Origin of the sequence: Corynebacterium urealyticum DSM 7109 (genome assembly GCF_000069945.1) — a bacterium.
In the GTDB taxonomy this organism is placed as follows: domain Bacteria; phylum Actinomycetota; class Actinomycetes; order Mycobacteriales; family Mycobacteriaceae; genus Corynebacterium; species Corynebacterium urealyticum.
On sequence record NC_010545.1, the window covers coordinates 1382503 to 1401019 of the forward strand.

The following is an 18517-nucleotide window of genomic DNA, read 5'->3' on the forward strand; positions in this document are numbered from 1 at the left end:
CTAGAGCAACCTATCCGAATCGAAGCAGGTGGTGGTTCCGGTGTGGCACGCCGCACCGGTCTGATTGACCTTCAGCAGCACCGTGTCGCCATCGCAGTCGAGCCGTGCCTCCACGACCTCCTGCGTGTGCCCACTGGTCTCCCCCTTGACCCACAGTTGCTGCCGGGATCGGGACCAGTACGTGCCCTTGCGAGTGGCCAAGGTCAGCGCCAGGGCCTCGTCGTTCATCCAGGCCTGCATCAGGACGTCGCCGGTGGTCGCGTCCTGTACGACGGCGGCGACGAGGCCGTCAGCGTTGCGCTTCAGGCGTTCGGCGATGGCGGGCTCGAGGGCTGCAGAACTCAACGGCGCACCTCGTAGTCTTGGCCGAGTGCGTCCTTGACCTCGCGGATGCTGACCTCACCGAAGTGGAAGATGCTGGCCGCCAGGACCGCATTCGCACCGGCCGCGACGGCCGGCGGGAAGTGGCTGGCCTTACCCGCACCACCGGAGGCAATGACGGGAATGGACACGACTTCACGCACCGCGGCGAGCATCTCGGTGTCGAAGCCGTCCTTGGTACCGTCGGCGTCCATGGAGTTGAGCAGGATCTCCCCCACGCCCAGCTCCTCGCCCTTCTTCGCCCAGGCCACGGCGTCCAGGCCGGCGGACTTGGTGCCGCCGTGCGTGGTGACCTCGTAGCCGGAGGGCTGGTCATCGCAGCGACGAGCATCCACGGAGAGCACGACACACTGGGCGCCGAAGCAGGTGGACAGCTCGCGGAGCAGCTCCGGGTTCGCCACCGCAGAGGAATTCACGGAGACCTTATCGGCACCCGCCCGCAGCAGGGCGTCGGCGTCCTCGACGGAACGAACCCCGCCGCCGACGGTCAGCGGGATGAAGATCTGGTCCGCGGTGCGGCGGACGACGTCCAGCATCGTGCCGCGGCCTTCCTTGGACGCGGAGACGTCCAGGAAGGTCAGCTCGTCGGCGCCCTCTTCGTCGTAGCGCTTTGCTAGTTCCACCGGATCACCGGCGTCGCGCAGGTTCTTAAAGTTCACGCCCTTGACGACGCGGCCGTTCGCCACGTCCAAGCACGGAATGACGCGCACACTGACGCTCATCGGATTCCACCTCGGTCCATAATCTCCTGCGCGGTGCGCGCAGCGGTGCCGATCGGCACGTTTTGAATGTGTTCCAGCAGCGTGGCGTGCACGTCCGGTTCACCGGCCACCAGGCCGGACACACCCGGTCGCCACGGGTTCCCCGCGAAGTCGGTTGCCACGCCACCGTTGGCCTCCACGGCCAGGATGCCGGCAGCGTTATCCCACAGGTTCGGGCTGAAGGTCACCGTGCCGCCAAAAACACCAGCAGCGGTAAAAGCCAGGTCAATGCCCACCGAGCCGGTCACGCGCATGCGCGGATAGGACTTGCCAATTTCGTTGAGCATGTCCTGGCGGTAGGAAATCGGCAGGTTACCGCGACGCTGGGACAGAATCGAGCCGAAGCTGATCTGGGTCACGCCCGCATCCGAGGGAGGCATCGGCCGGGCCGGATTGCCGTCCACGAACAGCCCGTGGTCCTTATGCGCGGTGATGCGGCGGCCCAGCAGGGGCATCTCGGTGACCGACAGCAGGGTCTCGCCCTGGTGAATCAGGGACACGAGGATGCAGCAGAATGGGTTGCCCACCGCGTAGTTCGCGGTGCCGTCGATCGGGTCGACGACCCAGAAGGTCTCCGGCTTCTCGTCGCTGAGTTCCCGACGACGTCGACGCGGACCGTCGAGGGCGTCCGCGCTCTTGTCACCGGGGTTGTATTCGGGCGCTTCGCCCGGCAGTTCGCCCGGCATAACGGTGCCGTATTCCTCGCCGTGAACCGGGAAGCCGGTGTACTGACTCAGCAGGTTACGCAGCTGCCGTTCCACCTTGAGATCGGCCTCGGTGGCGAAGTCGCCGGGGCTCTTGATGACCTCGGGGTCCGCACCGACGGCCGCCGTGAAGGTAGCTTCCGCTTCATCGACCGCGGCCTCGGCGATGGCCAGCAGCGCGCGGGTATCGAGAGCTTCCGTCATCAGTCCTCCTGGCCCCGGGCGATCCGCAGCGCCTCCTCGAGCGTGAACTTGCCTGCGTACAGGGCCTTACCGACGATGGCGGAGTCCACGCCCTCGTCTACGACGGCGGCGAGTGCTCGGATGTCGTCCAGACTGGAGATACCGCCCGACGCGACGACAGGCGCGGACGTCGCTGCGGAGACCTCGCGCAACAGCTCGACGTTCGGTCCGTTGAGCATGCCGTCACGGGAGACGTCGGTGACGACGAGGCGAGAGACGCCCTCGGCGTCGAGGCGCTCCAGGACCTCCCACAGGTTGCCGCCGTCGCTGGTCCAGCCGCGGCCGCGCAGGCGCCACTCGCCGTCGACCTCGCGGGTGTCCAGGCCGATGGCGACCTTGTCGCCGTGCTCCTGGATGATCTTCTTGCACCACTCCGGGTTCTCCAACGCGGCGGTGCCGATGTTGACACGCTCGCAGCCGGTAGACAGCGCACGCTCGAGGGAGGCGTCGTCGCGGATGCCGCCGGAGAGCTCGACCTTCAGATCCATCGCCTGGGTGACCTCGTGGATGATCTCGAAGTTGCTGCCCCGACCGAAAGCGGCGTCGAGGTCGACGAGGTGAATCCACTCGGCCCCGGCGTTCTGCCAGGCCAGGGCGGCCTCAATTGGCGCGCCGTAGCTGGTCTCCGTGCCGGCCTCGCCCTGGACGAGGCGGACGGCCTGGCCCTCGGAGACGTCGACGGCGGGAAGGAGAGTCAAAGCGGTGGTGGTGTTGTGGGACATGTTTTTCACTTTCTCGCCACGGGGGATTTAGCTATTAAATGATCAGTGTAGCCCCGGCCTGCCAGTACAGTGCCGAGACCGTGCAACTAGAGGGTCTTGACCCAGTTGCGCAGCAGGTGCGCACCCGCGTCGCCGGACTTCTCCGGGTGGAACTGGGTGGCCCACAGCGGGCCGTTTTCCACGGCTGCGACGAAGCGGCAGTCCTCGTGCTGGGCCCAGTGGACCAGCGGCGCGCGGGTCCGGCCGTCAGTGTGCAGCTCCCATTCCTGGACCCCGTAGGAGTGAACGAAGTAGAAGCGCTCGTCGGCGGGGAGGCCATCGAACATCTGGCTGCCCGCGGGGTCGGTGTCCACGGTGTTCCAGCCCATGTGCGGCAGGATCTTGGCGTCGAGGCGACGGACAGTACCCGGCCACTCCCCCGCGCCCTCGATCTCGGAGCTGCCGTGGGCGCCGTCGGCGAATTCCACGCCGTGTTCGAAGAGGATCTGCATGCCCACGCAAATGCCAAGCACCGGACGGCCGCCGGCGAGCCGCTCCCCGATCAGTCGGGCCCCCTGGACTTTGCGTAGGCCCGTCATGCAGCTGGCGAAAGCCCCCACCCCGGGCACGAGGAGACCATCGGCGTTCAGCACCGTCTTCGGGTCGTTGGTCACGGTGACCTCTGCCCCGGCCCGCTCGATGGCGCGCTGCGCGGAACGAATGTTGCCGCTGCCGTAGTCCAACAGTGCGACGCTGGGCCGCCGCCCTCCCGCGACTGTAGGGGCGCCCTGCTCAGCAGGGGTGGCTGTGCTCGAATTCGCTTCTGTGGACTGTGTTTCCATAGCCCGCATTGTACCCGGGCACCTATCGGCGACGAACGCGCACCCGGTTGGTCACGCGACGCAGACGGGTACGGACGTTACCGGTGTCCACGACGCGGTGCTGGCCCATGAAGCGGTCCAGGACGACCAGGCCCAGGCCGACGAGGATGACGATGCCCGCACCGATGAAGGCTCCTTGGAAAGCGAAGCTGGAAGCCACGATGCCCAGCAGGATCGAGCCGACACCGGTGCCGGAATCGAAGGACATATTCCACAGGGCGGAAGCCTCGGCGGAGCGGTCACGCGGCAGTCGATAGAAGAGCAGCAGCAGGGCCTCGGACTGAGCCAGGCCGAAACCAGCTCCGAAGATCGCGGCGGTCAGCAGGGCACAGGCCACCAGCAGCCGTCCGGTGGGCTCCATGTTGATCGTCACCGCCGCACCCAATACGCCGGCGAGGGCGAAGATGAGCGAGGCTACCGCCAGGCTGCCCGGCTCACCCATGTGGTCGGACCACCAGCCAGAGAATGCACGCGCAATCGTTTGTGCCGCGCCCAACACCGCAAGGGTCAGGCCAGCAACCGTCGCGGCGATAGCGGGGTCGATCTTGGCGGCGGCAGGCGCCAGGAAGTTACTAAACGCGGCAAAGCCCACGGCCGCGACACCGATGAGCAGCCCGGGGACGGTCGCCAGCTTCCAGGTGGCGACCACCGGGGTGGCGAGCTTTTCAACCTCGGTTGTTTCGTGGGTCGCCTCGGTGACGTCCCTGGATTCCACCGGTAGCCCCAGCGCGGCCGCCGCGCCGACGACCGCGTAGACGGCGGCCAGAACATAAACTGCGGAGCCGTAATTGTCATAAACCCACATGCCCAGCGGAAAGCCGATGAGCTGGCTGCTTCCCACGAAGACACCGAAGATACCGCTGGAGCGGCCAAGCAGGTGCAGCGGAACGAGGTCCGCGATCAGCGCAGCCTCCGCCACCGTGACGGCGCCGAAACCAATGCCGCGGATGATAGCTACGGCGATCACCGCCTCATTGGACATCGAAGAGATGTGCAGTAGCGCGGGGAGGCCGAGCAACAATCCTGCCGTGGCCATGACGGGGAAATATCCTACTTTCCGCAGGATCCTCGGGGTGAAGTACTGGGTGGCCACGGTGGCCCCCATGAAGATGCCGGTACTAGCACCGGCCATCGTCTCGGATCCCCCGGCCTCAATGATGGCCAGCGGGATCACCGGCAGGAGGATCGCCCACCCACCGAAGGCACAGAACACTGAAATCAACGTGGCTTTGAGCCCTGGGGCCTGCCACACGGATTCGATCTTGGCGAGCTCTGCCGCCGGGAGTGCCTTCGGGCGAATAGGCAAGGTCATCCTTCCTTCCTCCGTACGTGGTGCGCACGGGGTTGAAAATCTGCTGGTCTATATCGGCGACGGGTCTCTCACCCGCCCAGGCCGCACGGCTGGGGCGCGTGCGGCTCCGATCCTACAAGGCCCCCTTTGTCGACGGGATGCCGGTCACGCGCTCGTCGCGCTCCACGGCAGCGCGCAGTGCGCGGGCCACGGCCTTGTACTCCGCCTCGGTGATGTGGTGCGGATCCCGGCCATACAGGCAACGCACGTGCAGGGCGATCCGAGCGTTGAGGGCCAGGGTCTCGAAGAAGTGCTGGTTAATCACGGTGGCATAGTGGCCACCGATGACCGTGTGCACCATCGCATCCGGCTCGCCAGTGCCGACATAGTACGGGCGACCCGACACGTCGACGGCCGCGTGGGCCAGGCACTCGTCCATCGGGATGAACGCATCACCGAAGCGGCGGATGCCGGCCTTGGTCCCGAGCGCCTCGCCCAGGGCCTGGCCCAGAACGATGCCGGTGTCCTCGACCGTGTGGTGTGCGTCGATCTCGACGTCGCCGACGGCCTTAACCTCAAGGTCGAAGGAACCGTGCGCCCCGAGTGCGGTGAGCATGTGGTCAAAGAAGGGCAGTCCGGTGGAGATGTCGGTCTTACCGCTGCCATCCAAGTTGATGCTCACCGAGATATCGGACTCGCTGGTCTTACGCTGGGCGCGTCCGATCCGGTCCTCGAAGGTGTTGCTCATAGCTAGTTCTTTCCTTTCACTGCTGCCGCTGCGGCCAGGAAGGCGTCGTTTTCTTCCGGCAGGCCAATCGTCACGCGCAGCCAGCCGGGAATGCCGACGTCGCGGATGAGGACGTCCTGGTCCAAGAATGCCTCCCACGTGCGGTGACTGTCCTGCAGTCCGCCGAAGAAGATGAAGTTGGAGTGCGAGTCGACGACCTCGTAGCCGAGTTCCTTCAGCTCGGCTGCAACCCGGTCGCGCTGCTCGCTGAGGGTGGCGACGGTGGCCAGTGTGTCCTCCCGGTGGCGCAGCGCCACCCGGGCAGCGGCCTGGCTCAGCGTCGAGAGGTGGTACGGCAGGCGCACCAGCATGACTGACTCGATAAAGGCCGGGTCGGCCACGAAATAGCCCAGGCGCCCACCGGCGAAGTCGAAGGCCTTGCTCATCGTGCGGGACACCACGAGCTTGGCCGGGTAGTCCGCCAGAAGCGTGCAGGCGCTCGGCTCGTCAGAGAACTCGGCGTAGGCCTCGTCGATGATGACGACCCCAGGGGCGGCGTCGAGGATCCGGCGGATGTCCGCGAGCGGGGTGATGCCTCCGGTCGGGTTATTCGGGGTGGTGACGAAGACGATATTCGGCTGATGTTGCTCGATGGCCGCTACCGCCTTGTCCACGTCGATCGCGAAGCCCTGAGCAGGGTCGCGGTCGATGGCGATGAACTCGGTCTGGGTACCCGCCGCGAGGATTGGGTGCATGGAGTAGCTGGGAACGAAGCCCAGCACGCTGCGGCCGGGTCCGCCGAAGACCTGGAGGAGCTGCTGCAGGATCTCGTTGGAGCCATTGGCCGCCCACAGATTGTCCTTGGTGACCGCCACGCCCGTCTGGGCGGTGATGTAGTCGGCCAGGTCCTCACGCAGCTCGACGGCGTCGCGCTCCGGGTAGCGGTTCAGCCCAGTACCGAGCGCGCGGACCTCGGCGACGAGGTCCTCGACGATGGCCTCGCTCGGCGGGTAGGGGTTCTCGTTCGTGTTCAGCTGGTTCTTGACGGTCAGCTGGGGCGCGCCGTAGGCGGACTTGCCCTGGAATTCTTCACGGATCGGGAGATTAACCACGGTTGGTCCAATCTGGGTTGGTGCGGGCCTTGATTGCTTCCCCGTGAGCGGGGAGACGCTCGGCGTCTGCGAGGGCGATCACGGTCTCGGAGACCTCCTGCAGGGCCTGCTCGCTGTAGTTCACGACGTGCACGGACTTGAGGAAAGTGTGGGTAGACAGGCCCGAGGAGTGCCGGGCACTGCCGCTGGTCGGCAGAACGTGATTGCTGCCCGCGGCGTAATCCCCCAGCGGCACCGGGCTGTACGGCCCGATGAAGATCGCACCAGCGTTGACGATCTTCTTCGCGGTGCCGGTGTCGTCCTTCGTGTGGATCTCGATGTGCTCGGCGGCATAGGCATTGGCCACGCGAATGGCCTCCTCCTCGTCGCCGACGAGCACGATGCCGCTCTGCTGGCCCTGCAGGGCCTCGGCGACGCGCTCGGAGTTATGGGTCACCTGGTAGCGCTCGGCGATCTCGCGGTCGACCGCGTCGGCGAGCTGCTCGGAGTTTGTGATCAGCACGGACGCCGCCATCGGGTCATGCTCGGCCTGGCTGATCAAGTCATAAGCCACCTGCACGGGGTCGGCGGACTCATCGGCCAGGACCGCGATCTCGGTAGGGCCTGCCTCCGCGTCGATACCGACGACGGAGCGGCACAGTCGCTTGGCGGCCGTGACGAAGATATTGCCTGGGCCGGTGATCATGTCCACCGGCTCCAGGTCCTCATCGCCATAAGCCAGTAGCGCGATGGCCTGCGCGCCTCCCACGGCCCAGACCTCGTCCACACCCAGCAGCTTGCAGGCCGCAAGGATCGTCGGGTGCGGCCAGCCACCATTATCCGCCTGCGGCGGGGAGGCCACCACGAGGCTGCCCACGCCCGCCGCCTGGGCGGGAACTGCGTTCATAATCACGCTGGATGGGTACACGGCCTTGCCACCCGGGACATACAGACCCACCCGCTCCACCGGGATCCAACGCTCGGAGACCACACCACCTTCAGCGATCTCGACGTCCTGGTCCTCCGGCCGCTGCGCCTCGTGGAAAACCCGCACCCGGCGGATCGCCTCCTTGAGTGCGTCCAGCACCTTCGACTCCAGGGTTTCAAGGCTCTGCTCGATGACCTCTGCCGGCACCCGGAGGCTCGCCGGGACGCAGCCGTCGAATTTCTGGGAGTACTTATTCGCCGCCGCCACGCCGTGGGCCTTGACGTCCTCAACGACGGGCGAAACGGTCGGCAGCACCGCATCAATATCCGTGCCGCCGCGGGGCAGCGCCCGCCGAAGCTGCGCGGTGGTGGGTGTGGTGCCTCGAAGATCAATGCGCTGGAGCATGCCAGATCCTCTCCCTTAAAGGAGCTAAAAATGGTGGGTTGCTAGGGTGATCCTTATTCTAATCAAGCCAGGTTTCCGGAGGTTCATGGGGCATGCCACTGACTTTGAACGCATTGTTGGCCGATAGCGCCCACGATGTTGCTCAGGGGCGCACCGCTTGGCGGCAGATGAGCGAATTCGCCCGCTTCCACTGGCTCGCCACCGCCGAGGACGTCAGCCCCGAGCTCGTCGGTGAGTTCTACTTCCTGCGCGCCGGCGCCGCGGATGTGATGGGGATGACCGACGAGGCCATCGCCGCGCTGGGCGAGCTCAACGCCTGGGCGGACAGCCGCGGGGACCATGCGCTCACGCTCGTCGGCAAGGCTCACCTGGCCTTCCACGCGCTCAACCAGGACGAACCCTCCGTGTACCCGCTCGGCGAGCCGGAGGACCGGCTGCGCGCTCTGCTTGAGGATTTCCATGCCTGGCGACCCACCCCGGATTCCCCCACCGTTGGCGAGGAGCCGACCATTCGCGGTGAGAGCATCGACCGCCCCGATGCGGTGAAGCTCGCCACCGCCGCCACGACCGCATACTCGGTGGCCGTGAACGTCAGCGAACAACTGGCAGAGGCCTTCGCTGGCCTGGTGCGCCGCTTCGGCACCGCCTACCCCACCGAGGCTGACCGCTTGCTCTGGTACGCCCAGCGGCACTGGTTCTCCGGCCGCAAACAGCAGGCCTACGCCCTGGCCAGCGAGGTGCTGAGCAGCCCAGACACCACCTCGGTCTCCCGCTTCGACGCCCACGACATGCTGGGGCACTTTGCGCTTTTGGAAGGCGATGAGGCAGGCGTGGCCGAGCACTGGGCACGCTGCGTGGAGCTGGCCCGAATCATGGACGCCCCGGTCATCGCGATGCGTCACGCGGAGCTCACCGCCCGCGTGTACTTCTCCCAGGACCGCGCGGGAGAGGCCTGGCAGCTCTCCCACGACATGGTCACCTGGGTCGACGGCGTCCCCGTCGGCCCCATCCTGCTGGACTTGCAGGAGGTCATCGCCCAGTCCGCCTTCGAAAACAACCTCTTCGAGGAGGCCTGGGACACCGCGCGTTCGGTGATCCACTGGTCGGAGATGACCCCCAATGACCAGCGCACCGCCTCCTGCTACGCGATCGCCACCTTCGCGGGCCTGCGCCTGGGGCTGGCCGAAGAGGTCTTCGACCTGCAGCACCGCCGGGCCGAATTGTTGAAGGCATCCGGCCGGCTGCTGGATGCCGCCGAGGTCTTCCAGACTCTGGCCTACCTCGACGAGGACGCCGCGACCGCCTACCTCCGCCGTTCCTGGGAGCTGATCGAGGCCAGCCAGGAGGAAGGCAAAGACTGGCACGTCGCCGAATGGCTGCTCACGATGGCCCAGTTCGCCGAGGGCGGGGCTGCGGTGGACTTCGCGCGCCGGGCGACCAGCGCCTTCGAGCAGTTGGGGCACCCGGTCAAGGAGGCCTTCGCGCTGCTGGCGGAGGCTCGCGCCCAGCTGGCGATGGGGGAAACTGACCTGGCGCGGCAGGCCTACGCCCAGGCGAACGTGGCCATGCCCGCGGAATTCGCGCGCCCCGCAGAGCTCGATGCGGTATTTGCGCAGGTCAAAGAGGAGCTCGGCGGCTAGCGATCGGCCGAGGCTGCACTATCGCTGAAGGTCTCGCTGTCGCTCATCACGGACGCGCACCAGTAGAAGACCAGCGCGATGGTCATCGGCAGCAGCAGCGCGGTCAGCGAGATATCGGCGCTGGCCAAGTGGAGAACGTCCCCCGGGGCGGGGTGCCCCTCGGGCAGGGTATTCTTCCAGCTGGTGATCCGCGCCCCGATCGCGAAGGCCCACCAGGTGCCGGAGAACACCACGAGCGTGGTCCAAATCATCATGGCCGGTCCGCGCGGTTTGGTGAGGAAAGACCACCCGGCAACGGCGAAGGCCAGCAGGCCGGTGACGATGACGAAGCACGCAAAGCCCACGAAGCTGGCGTCTTCGGTGCCGGGCACGGGGTCGAGCGCACCGTTGGCGGTCACCTCGACGTCGACGGTCGGGTGCCACAGCCCCCACAGCACACCGACAACGCCGTAGGCCAGCATCGCGAAGAGGAATACCGCCGAGACCGGCTGCGCCTTGCGCGCGATGCTAGCTAGCCGCAAAACTTCCAGCGCCCGCCTTCCTTGACCAGGTCAATCGGCGCTGGCTGGGACTGGCCCTGTGCGCTTGCGGTGGTCTCGACGCGCGCGGTGTTGCCGTTGACCCGCACGCTGTTGATGTTGTCGATGCGTGGGATCAGGTTCAGCCCGGTCCCTGCGAGATTGTTTGCTGCCTCGTCGAAGGCACCATCGCCAACCTCGTTGCGGACGCGCTGGCACGCGTTGTCACGGCGGTAGTTCATGTAGGCGTGCGGGTTGTTGACGTGGGTATTCATACCCATGACGAGGTCGCGGATCTCCTTCTCGTCATTGGCCGCATTACCCTGAGCCGGCGCAGCACCCGGCGCCTTGGGCTGCTCCTTCGCCTGCTCCTGCTGGTTCTGCTTCGCGGCTTCTGCCTTCTTGGCCTGCGCCTGCTTCTTCTCGTCTTCTGCTTTCTTCTTTTCCTCCGCCTTCTTCTCTTCGGCGGCCTTCTTCTCCTCAGCCTTCTTTTCTTCGGCCTTCTTCTTGTCCTTGTCCTTATCCTCGGACTTCTTCGCGTCGGCCTGCGAGGTGGTGGTCGAGGTGGACTTCTCGTCCTTGCTCGCTTCCTCTTCCTTCGAGCAAGCGGACAGGGCAAGCCCTGCTGCCAGGCACACCGCGAGGGCGCGCCGTCCAGAGCTGGAAACTGCTGAGATCTTCATAGCTTTAAGAGCCTAGTCGCTCGCGTGTCCTGTGCCTAGCTCCATCGGGTAGCGTCGAAGCCATGACGGACTCCTCGATCACCATCACGAGCGACGGCATTCAGGTCCACCGTTCGCTGCTCGCCCGCTCCCTCTCCCCCGATCTCGCCATCTCCCCGGAGCAACTGCTGGGGTGGCGCGTCTCGGCGCCGACAGCCAGCTCGCCAGGGTGGCTGCACTTCTTGCTGGCCGGGGCCAGCACCAACGGCTTCATCCGAAGCTTCGATGAGGCGCGGCTGAACCCCGCCACCGTCCATTTCTTCCCCGGCGAGTCGGAGATGCTGACCGAAATCGACGAGCAGCTGGCCCGTCTGCAGGCTGGTTTCGACGTCGACGTCACTGCCATCGATGCGGCAGAGTGGTCGGCCTCCTTCGAGTCGGACGCCCTGGCGACGGCGAACTCTGCAGCTCCAGCGGCCGCGCCGGCGTCGTCGACGACAAAGAAGAGGAGTAGTGGGAAGGGAGGCAACCGGCGCGCACCCTGGGACCGGGTGGCCACACCCGACAAGGTGCCGGAGCAGAACACGGAAGCGGACGTGGACGGTCCCGTCTTCGGTGAGACGGTCGTCATCACCGGGGACGTGGAGCCCTACTCCAAGGGCGAGGTATGGAACATGCTGGCCGATGCTGGCGCCATCGTCGCGAAGAACGTGACGAAGAAGACCACGCTGCTGATCGTTGGCGAATGGGCGACGGTGACCAGCAAGGAGAAGCGCGCACGGGAACTGCAGGAACAGGGCCAGGAGCTGGCGATCTGGACCTTCGAGGAGCTGCTGCAGAAGCTGGGCGTGCAGGACTAGCTCCCCCGGCGCGATGGGGCTTTTCCGAAGATTTTTTGGGGAGTTTTGCCCTTCCCGGGAACCAAATGAGTTCCCGCGTTGTCTAACACTGTCATGACGAGCACAGTGACAACGCGTACAACAGGGACCACGATCATGCCTGCCGCAGAGGTCGGCGCGCAGTGCACGGCCCGAGCGGCGAGGCGCAGCCTGCCCGGGATGGCGCGCCTGACCCGCCTGCCCGAGGCCTGCTACAGCCGCCCGATTCGGGTGCCGGTGGGCTCCGGCTTCACCGCCGAGCTGCCAGAGTTCGCGGAGAAGGATTATCAGACACTCCTGCAGCTGTGGGGTGAGACCGCAGCCGGCATCAGCGAGGTAGTCGGTGAGTCCGGCGAGGCATACCGTATCCGGCGCCTCGATGCTCGGGACTACGGCTGGCTGGAGCTCACTGCTCCTGCAGGCTTCCCGCCGCCGACTGCGATGTTGACCCACCCGAGGCTGGCCCAGGGACTCGCGGAGCGGATGGCAAAGGTATTGGACGGGGTGGTGGCGTTCTATGTTCTCGGCGAGCGTGTGCAGGTCTGCCCGCTGCCGTTGGCCATCAAGCGCGACAGGTGGCATGGCCCCTTCGACCTGCGCACCGGCTTCTGCGTGGCCTTCGAGTTCCTGTAAAACCGCTCTCCCAGGTTGCGCACGCGGTGACCTAGAATGTGGGGCATGGGAAACTCCACCTCGCCTTCCGCCAGCGCCATCACCAAGGCGCTGAAGGACTACGACGCCTGGCTCGATGAGCACCCAGCTGCCGAGCGCGAAACGAAGGAGCTCGTCGCCGCCGCGCTGGACGACGCCGGCATCAGCTTCGATCAGGTCTCGGTGAGGCTGAAGGACCGTTCCAGCTTCGTCGCGAAACTGAAGAACCCCGCCTACCCGGAATACCAGGACTTCGCGAGTGCCCACGACATCGTCGGTATCCGGGTGACGACCTTCCACTCCGCCGAGATCGAGCAGCTGCTCGCGGCGGTGAGCACCATCTTCGCCATCGACACTGTGGTCGACAAGGCCGCCGAAACTGCCAAGAGCGGGCAGTTCGGTTACGCCTCCCACCACGTGATCGGGCACTCCAGTCAGCTCGGCCGACGGGTGGAGGTGCAGCTGCGCACCGTGCTGCAGCACGCGTGGGCCGAGTTTGAGCACGATATGCGTTATAAAAACCCGGAGATGTCCGGCAACCCGGAGGTGGACCGAGCCTTCACACTGGCCGCAGGACTCATCGAGCTCGCCGACGAGCAGTTCGACAAGATCGCGCGCATCGTCGACGCCCGCACCCTGGAGCAGGACGCCACCGAGCTCGACACTCGATCGCTGCCGGGTCTGCTCACCCGCCTGCTGGGGAGCTCTTATCCCACCTCGCGGGCGGACTACTACGGTTGGGCCATCGCGATGCTGGCTGCCCACGGCATCACCACGGTCGCGGAGCTCAAGGAGCTGCTGGACCCGGATCGCATTGCCGCGCTCAACGAGGCGATGGCATATCCCTTCGAGCCCGGGCGGGTGCGCTTCATCGACGACCTGTTGCTGTTTACGTACGGCCGGGACCATATTCGGCGCACCGTGCACATCGGGGAAAATATCGAGACCCGCCCAGGGCGCCTCGGAAACCGTTGGCAGCAGCTCGGCCAGCGCGTCTACTCTCCTGCTGCGCGCCGCTAACCGAAATCAGCGGTGCCGCTGGTTGCGCATGAACTTATCCAGCTGGCGGCGCTCCTTCTTCGTGGGCCGGCCGGCCCCGGGGTCACGCCGCGGCATGGAGGCGATGATCTCCTTGGGCGGCGGTGGCGGCGAGTGGTCGATATAAGCTTTCTGCGCCACCGGCGCCCCCACCCGCTTGTGGAGCAGCTCCGTGACCTCAACGATGCGTTCCCGGTGATTGACCCACACCCGCACCTGGTCCCCCACGGCGACGTGCTGGGCCGGCTTCACCGATTCGCCGTTGATTTTCACATGCCCGGCGCGGCATGCTGCCGCGGCCTGCGCTCGGGTCTTGGTGAGCCGGACGGCCCAGACCCAGGCGTCAACGCGGACCATGTTTTACCAGTTGTCCTTCTGGTTGATGATCTTGTTGATCTGCCAGCCGTTGTAGCCAGCCACGATCAGGGAGATCACCAGGACGGTCATGATGAAGCCCAGGCCGGCGCCGGTGAGGGCGCCCAGGACGATGAGTCCGCCGCCGACGCCAGCGGTGATCTGAATGGCCTTGGAGTGCTTGCGCACGGCGGCCTTGCGCTGGGCAATTGGGTTGTCTCCGTAGGGGCTGAGGGTCATGGTGTGTCTTCCTCTATCGCGTCGTTGGGGTCTTCAGTTCTCGGGGGCTCGCCGGGTCTCCAGGGTCGCCAGGGTGCCAGGGTGCCAGGGAAAATTTTTAGCTTCCGGTGGGTAAATCTACCCAACGTTGGCCCGCGCGGGTGGGTTCCACCCGGCCTTGGGTCCAGCTAGCTAGGTGGGTGGCTAGCGCATCGTCCCCGGCGACGAGGAATCCGACCTTGGCGGCGTAATCGGTTTCCAGGATCTGGTAACCGGCATTGCGGATGTCGGATTCCACGCGCCCGGCCTCGTCGTGGTTGAGCTCCACACGGTAGAGCTCCAGCTGGGTGCGCGTCACCCAGGTGACGTCATCGAGCGCGGCCTTGGTGGCGTCGTGGTAGGCGCGGACCAGGCCACCGGTGCCGAGCAGGACGCCGCCGAAGTAGCGGACGACAACGGCGGTGATATCACGCGCCCCGCTGCCTCGCAGCACCTCCAGCATGGGTTGTCCGGCGGTGCCAGCGGGCTCGCCATCGTCGCTGGAGCGCTCGATGGGGTGCGCACCGTCCTGGTGGACGAGGTAGGCGCTGCAGTGGTGCCGGGCATCCGGGTAGCGATCCCGGACCTCATCGATGAAGGCTCGTGCCTCGGCCTCCGTGGGCGTCTGCCGTACCAGACCGATGAAGGTGGAGCGCTTGATCTCGAGCTCCGCCTGCCACTCGCTGTTCGTCGGGCGACGGTAGGGCGCGAGGCGGGTGAACTCTTCTGCGCCCTCCACCTCGGGGGTCTGCTTCTTCTTGCTCACTGCGGGTTCTTTTCCTGCTCGTGGTGTTCTAGGACCTAGGCTATCTGGGCGGTTAGGCGAAGATACCCTCCCAGGTGCTGGCCTTCAGGTCCCCCATCAGTGCCGGGGACTTGGTCACCCGCATCTCTGGCCCGAGCAGGAACTGCACCTCCTGCTCGCCATCGATGAGGGTGAGGTAAACATCCGAGTCACCCTTGTTGTTGCTCAGCACCTGCTTGAGGCGCTGCATGTTCTCCGGGGTGGCCTGGTCGACGCGGATGTTCAGCCGCAGTGGCACGCCGGTTCCCGCCCCGATGGAGAGCTCAGCGGACTTCAGATCTTCGCAGAAGATGCTCATGCGGTCGTCGCGGTAGCGGATCTTGGCCTTGGCCAGGACAATGTTGTCCTCCACAATCTGCGGGGCGACCATCTGGTAAGTCTTCGCGAAGACGAGCAGTTCCACCTGCGCGCCGTGCTGATCCTCGAGGGTGGCGATGACCCAGGGCGCACCATTGCGGTCCACGCGCCGCTCGACGCTGGAGATGATGCCGCCGATCTTGACGTCCTTGTTATTCGGCAGCTCGCCGGACAGGACAGTGGGCAGCGGAGTGTCGATCTGGGCGTCGAGTGCATCCTCGAAACCGTCGAGGGGGTGGCCGGAAACGTACAGGCCCAGCATGTCGCGCTCCAGAGCGAGCTCGTGCTTGCGCTCCCACTCCTGGTCCGGGACCTCGACCTTGAAGACGTCCCCGGCCTCCTCGGCACCGAGGCCGGCGAAGAGGTCGAACTGCCCCTTAGCGGCGGCCTTCTTCGTCGCGACGACGGCGTCGACGGCGTCCTCGTGGACAAGGACGAGGCCCTTGCGCGGGTGCCCCAGGGAGTCGAAGGCGCCCGCCTTGATGAGCGACTCGGTCACCCGCTTGGAGGCGGCGACGGCGTCGATCTTGTCCAGGTAGTCGGAGAAGTCCTTGAAGTCACCCTTCTCCTCCCGGCTGGCGATGATGGATTCGACGACGTCCTCGCCGACGTTGCGGACCGCGCCCAGGCCGAAGCGGATGTCCTCACCCACGGACTGGAAGGTGAAGGCGGACTCGTTGACGTCCGGGGACAGCACCTTGATGCCCAGGTGGCGGCAGTCGGAGAGGTAGATCGCGGACTTGTCCTTCTGGTTGGACACCGAGGTCAGCAGGGCTGCCATGTACTCGGCGGTGTAGTTGGCTTTGAGGTAGGCCGTCCAGAAGGAGACCAGCCCGTAGCCTGCGGCGTGGGACTTATTGAAAGCGTAGTCCGCGAACGGGAGGATCGTGTTCCACAGCGTGTCGATGGCGTCCTTGGAGTAGCCATTGTCGATCATGCCGCCGGAGAAGGTCTCGTACTCCTGGTCCAGGACCTCGCGCTTCTTCTTACCCATGGCCTTACGGAAACCATCTGCCTGACCGGCGGTGTAGTTCGCGACCTTCTGCGAGATCCTCATGATCTGCTCCTGGTACACGATGAGGCCGTAGGTCTCCTCCAGGATCTCCTTGAGCGGCTCCTCCAGCTCCGGGTGGATCGGGGTGATCGGCTTGCGCCCGTTCTTGCGGTCCGCGTACTCCCAGTGGGCCTTCACGCCCATCGGGCCCGGGCGGTAGAGCGCGAGTGCGGCGACGATGTCGTTGAAGCCGGTGGGCTGCATGCGCTTCAGCAGCTCCTGCATGCCGCCGGAGTCCAGCTGGAACACGCCCAGGGTGTCGCCGCGCGCCAGCAACTCATAGGTGGCCGCATCCTCGGTGGCCAGGCCTTCCAGGTCGAAGTCCTCGCCCCGGTTCTTCTTGATGTTGTCGATCGCGTCACCGATGACGGTGAGGTTGCGCAGCCCCAGGAAGTCCATCTTCAGCAGGCCGATGGCCTCACAGGCCGGGTAGGGCCAGCCGGTGATGAGCGCGCCGTCCTGCTTGCGCTTCCACATCGGGATGCAGTCCAGCAGCGGCACGCTGGACATAATGACGGCACAGGCGTGCACACCCGCCTGGCGCACAACCCCCTCCAGGCCGAGGGCGTCCTCGTAGATCTTGTTGACCTGCGGGTCGGTGTCGATGAGCTGGCGAACCTCGGCGGCCTCCGCGTAGCGCGGGTGCTCCGGGTCCTTGATGCCCTTGAGCTCGATGTCCTTGGCCATGATCGCTGGCGGCAGGGCCTTGGTGATCCGGTCGGCCATCTGGAAACCGGCCTGGCCGTACCAAGCTCGTGCGGAGTCCTTAATCGCCTGCTTGGTCTTCACCGTGCCGAAGGTGATGACCTGGGCGATCTTGTCCTCGCCCCAGCGGTCGGAGGCATAGCGGATCATCTCGCCACGGCGGCGGTCGTCGAAGTCGATATCGATATCGGGTGCGGACGGACGCTCCGGGTTGAGGAAGCGCTCGAAGAGCAGGCCATGCTCGATGGGGTCGATGTTCGTAATCGTCAGAGCGTAGGCCACCAGGGCGCCTGCGGCGGAGCCACGGCCGGGGCCGACGCGGATGCCGACGGAGCGGGCGTACTTGATCAGCTCGGCGACGATGAGGAAGTAGGAAGGGTAGCCCTTCATGTCGATGACGCTGATCTCGTACTCAGCGCGGTCGAGGTATTCCTGCGGCACCGGGCCACCGTTGAACCGCTCCTCCAGGCCGCGGTTGACCTCGTGGGTCAACCAGGACGTCGGCGTGTGGCCTTCCGGAACCTCTGCGACCGGCATGCGGTCGTAGGGGTGCTCTTCCCAGATCTCGCCGTAGTCCTGGACGCGTTCGGCGATCCACAAGGTGTTATCGCAGCCATCCGGGACGACGTGGTCCCACTGGTTGCGGATGTCCTCCGCAGTGCGGATGTAGTAGGAGGAGCCGCTGAAGGCGAAACGCTTACCGCCCTCGTCGATGGTGGGCTCGTCCATGGTGGAGCCGGTCTGCACACAGAGCATGACCTCGTGTGCAGCGGCCTGGTTCTCCAGCACGTAGTGGCAGTCGTTGGTCACCAGCGGCGGCAGGTCCAGCTTGCGGCCGATCTCCATGAGCTCGTCGCGGACGCGCTTCTCGATCTCCAGCCCGTGATCCATCAACTCGAGGAAGAAGTTGTCCTTGCCGTAGATGTCCTGCCACATCGCCGCGGCCTCGAGGGCCTCGTTGAACTGGCCAAGGCGGAGGCGGGTTTGCACGTCCCCGGAGGGGCAGCCGGTGGTCGCGATGACGCCCTCGGCATGCTCGGCGATGAGCTCGGCGTCCATGCGGGGCCACTTACCCAGCTGGCCCTCGTAGGAGGCCATCGAGGAGAGGTAGAAGAGGTTGCGCAGGCCGGTGGCGTTCTCGGCGAGCATGGTCTGGTGCAGGTACGCGCCGGAGGCCGAGACGTCGTCCTTCTTCTGCTCCGGGTTACCCCAGCGCACGCGGTTCATATTGAAGCGGGAGTCGGGGGCCATATAGGCCTCGATGCCGATGATCGGCTTGATCCCGGCCGCCGTCATGGTGCGGTAGAAGGCATCCGCGCCGAACATGTTGCCGTGGTCGGTCATGCCGACCGCGGGCATCCCCTGGCGGGAGACCTCCTCGGCGAGCATGTCTACCTTCGCCATGCCGTCGAGCATGGAGTATTCCGTGTGATTATGCAGGTGGACGAAAGACGAGCGGCTCATAACTGGATATCCTATCGTTT

The 18517-nt window shown here is 65.8% G+C and carries 19 protein-coding genes; 4 read left to right on the plus strand and 15 right to left on the minus strand.

Going from position 1 to position 18517, the window contains the following annotated elements; genetic code table 11:
- From hisI to hisD, 9 genes are all read right to left on the minus strand, one after another.
- Positions 1-345 carry a phosphoribosyl-AMP cyclohydrolase gene (gene hisI / locus CU_RS05895; RefSeq protein WP_012360416.1) on the minus strand — a complete coding sequence of 115 codons (345 nt, stop codon included), beginning with the start codon at positions 343-345 and terminating at the stop codon, positions 1-3.
- Positions 342-1103 carry an imidazole glycerol phosphate synthase subunit HisF gene (gene hisF / locus CU_RS05900; RefSeq protein ID WP_012360417.1) on the minus strand — a complete coding sequence of 254 codons (762 nt, stop codon included), beginning with the start codon at positions 1101-1103 and terminating at the stop codon, positions 342-344. The genes hisI and hisF overlap by 4 nt, the downstream gene beginning before the upstream one ends.
- The gene (locus CU_RS05905) at positions 1100-2050 is read right to left on the minus strand and encodes an inositol monophosphatase family protein (RefSeq protein ID WP_012360418.1); all 951 of its coding nucleotides are present in this window, start codon (positions 2048-2050) and stop codon (positions 1100-1102) included. The genes hisF and CU_RS05905 overlap by 4 nt, the downstream gene beginning before the upstream one ends.
- The gene (gene priA / locus CU_RS05910) at positions 2050-2811 is read right to left on the minus strand and encodes a bifunctional 1-(5-phosphoribosyl)-5-((5-phosphoribosylamino)methylideneamino)imidazole-4-carboxamide isomerase/phosphoribosylanthranilate isomerase PriA (RefSeq protein WP_012360419.1); all 762 of its coding nucleotides are present in this window, start codon (positions 2809-2811) and stop codon (positions 2050-2052) included. The genes CU_RS05905 and priA overlap by 1 nt, the downstream gene beginning before the upstream one ends.
- 86 nt (positions 2812-2897) lie before the next feature.
- Positions 2898-3641: an imidazole glycerol phosphate synthase subunit HisH gene (gene hisH / locus CU_RS05915; protein ID WP_012360420.1), complete on the minus strand. Its 744-nt coding sequence runs from the start codon at positions 3639-3641 to the stop codon at positions 2898-2900.
- Positions 3642-3654: 13 nt separating this feature from the next.
- Entirely contained in the window at positions 3655-4983 is a 1329-nt protein-coding gene (locus CU_RS05920; protein WP_012360421.1) for an MFS transporter, read from the minus strand.
- Between the two features lie 112 nt (positions 4984-5095).
- On the minus strand, positions 5096-5710 hold the full coding sequence (gene hisB / locus CU_RS05925) for an imidazoleglycerol-phosphate dehydratase HisB (RefSeq protein WP_012360422.1): 615 nt from the start codon (positions 5708-5710) through the stop codon (positions 5096-5098).
- Positions 5711-5712: 2 nt separating this feature from the next.
- Positions 5713-6813, minus strand: a complete 1101-nt coding sequence (locus CU_RS05930) for a histidinol-phosphate transaminase (protein ID WP_173362357.1) — start codon at positions 6811-6813, stop codon at positions 5713-5715.
- Entirely contained in the window at positions 6794-8113 is a 1320-nt protein-coding gene (gene hisD, locus CU_RS05935) for a histidinol dehydrogenase (RefSeq protein ID WP_012360424.1), read from the minus strand. Before hisD ends, CU_RS05930 begins: the two co-directional genes overlap by 20 nt.
- Positions 8114-8205: 92 nt before the next feature.
- Between hisD and CU_RS05940 the strand changes: the two genes are divergently transcribed.
- On the plus strand, positions 8206-9753 hold the full coding sequence (locus tag CU_RS05940) for a hypothetical protein (RefSeq protein ID WP_012360425.1): 1548 nt from the start codon (positions 8206-8208) through the stop codon (positions 9751-9753).
- Here the strand turns inward: CU_RS05940 and CU_RS05945 are convergent.
- Positions 9750-10274 (minus strand): hypothetical protein, encoded by a 525-nt coding sequence (locus tag CU_RS05945; RefSeq protein ID WP_012360426.1) that lies wholly within the window; start codon positions 10272-10274, stop codon positions 9750-9752. The genes CU_RS05940 and CU_RS05945 overlap by 4 nt on opposite strands.
- Positions 10265-10954 carry an Rv0361 family membrane protein gene (locus CU_RS05950; protein ID WP_012360427.1) on the minus strand — a complete coding sequence of 230 codons (690 nt, stop codon included), beginning with the start codon at positions 10952-10954 and terminating at the stop codon, positions 10265-10267. The genes CU_RS05945 and CU_RS05950 overlap by 10 nt, the downstream gene beginning before the upstream one ends.
- A gap of 62 nt (positions 10955-11016) precedes the next feature.
- Here CU_RS05950 and CU_RS05955 point away from each other — a divergent pair, with 62 nt between their 5' ends.
- From CU_RS05955 to CU_RS05965, 3 genes are all read left to right on the plus strand, one after another.
- Positions 11017-11793: a BRCT domain-containing protein gene (locus CU_RS05955; protein ID WP_012360428.1), complete on the plus strand. Its 777-nt coding sequence runs from the start codon at positions 11017-11019 to the stop codon at positions 11791-11793.
- Positions 11794-11928: 135 nt separating this feature from the next.
- On the plus strand, positions 11929-12444 hold the full coding sequence (locus tag CU_RS05960) for a hypothetical protein (protein ID WP_012360429.1): 516 nt from the start codon (positions 11929-11931) through the stop codon (positions 12442-12444).
- A gap of 36 nt (positions 12445-12480) precedes the next feature.
- Positions 12481-13482, plus strand: a complete 1002-nt coding sequence (locus CU_RS05965) for a GTP pyrophosphokinase (RefSeq protein ID WP_012360430.1) — start codon at positions 12481-12483, stop codon at positions 13480-13482.
- 6 nt (positions 13483-13488) lie between these two features.
- On the opposite strand, the gene CU_RS05970 is transcribed toward CU_RS05965, so the two are convergent.
- The 4 genes from CU_RS05970 to dnaE all read right to left on the minus strand — a co-directional run bounded on the left by CU_RS05970 (position 13489) and on the right by dnaE (position 18497).
- Entirely contained in the window at positions 13489-13857 is a 369-nt protein-coding gene (locus CU_RS05970; RefSeq protein WP_012360431.1) for an RNA-binding S4 domain-containing protein, read from the minus strand.
- A gap of 3 nt (positions 13858-13860) precedes the next feature.
- A complete protein-coding gene (locus CU_RS05975) occupies positions 13861-14094 on the minus strand; it encodes a hypothetical protein (protein ID WP_012360432.1) in 234 nt (77 codons plus the stop codon).
- Between the two features lie 97 nt (positions 14095-14191).
- On the minus strand, positions 14192-14878 hold the full coding sequence (locus tag CU_RS05980; RefSeq protein ID WP_012360433.1) for an IMPACT family protein: 687 nt from the start codon (positions 14876-14878) through the stop codon (positions 14192-14194).
- 52 nt (positions 14879-14930) lie between these two features.
- Positions 14931-18497 (minus strand): DNA polymerase III subunit alpha, encoded by a 3567-nt coding sequence (gene dnaE, locus CU_RS05985; RefSeq protein ID WP_012360434.1) that lies wholly within the window; start codon positions 18495-18497, stop codon positions 14931-14933.
- Positions 18498-18517: the final 20 nt, after the last annotated feature.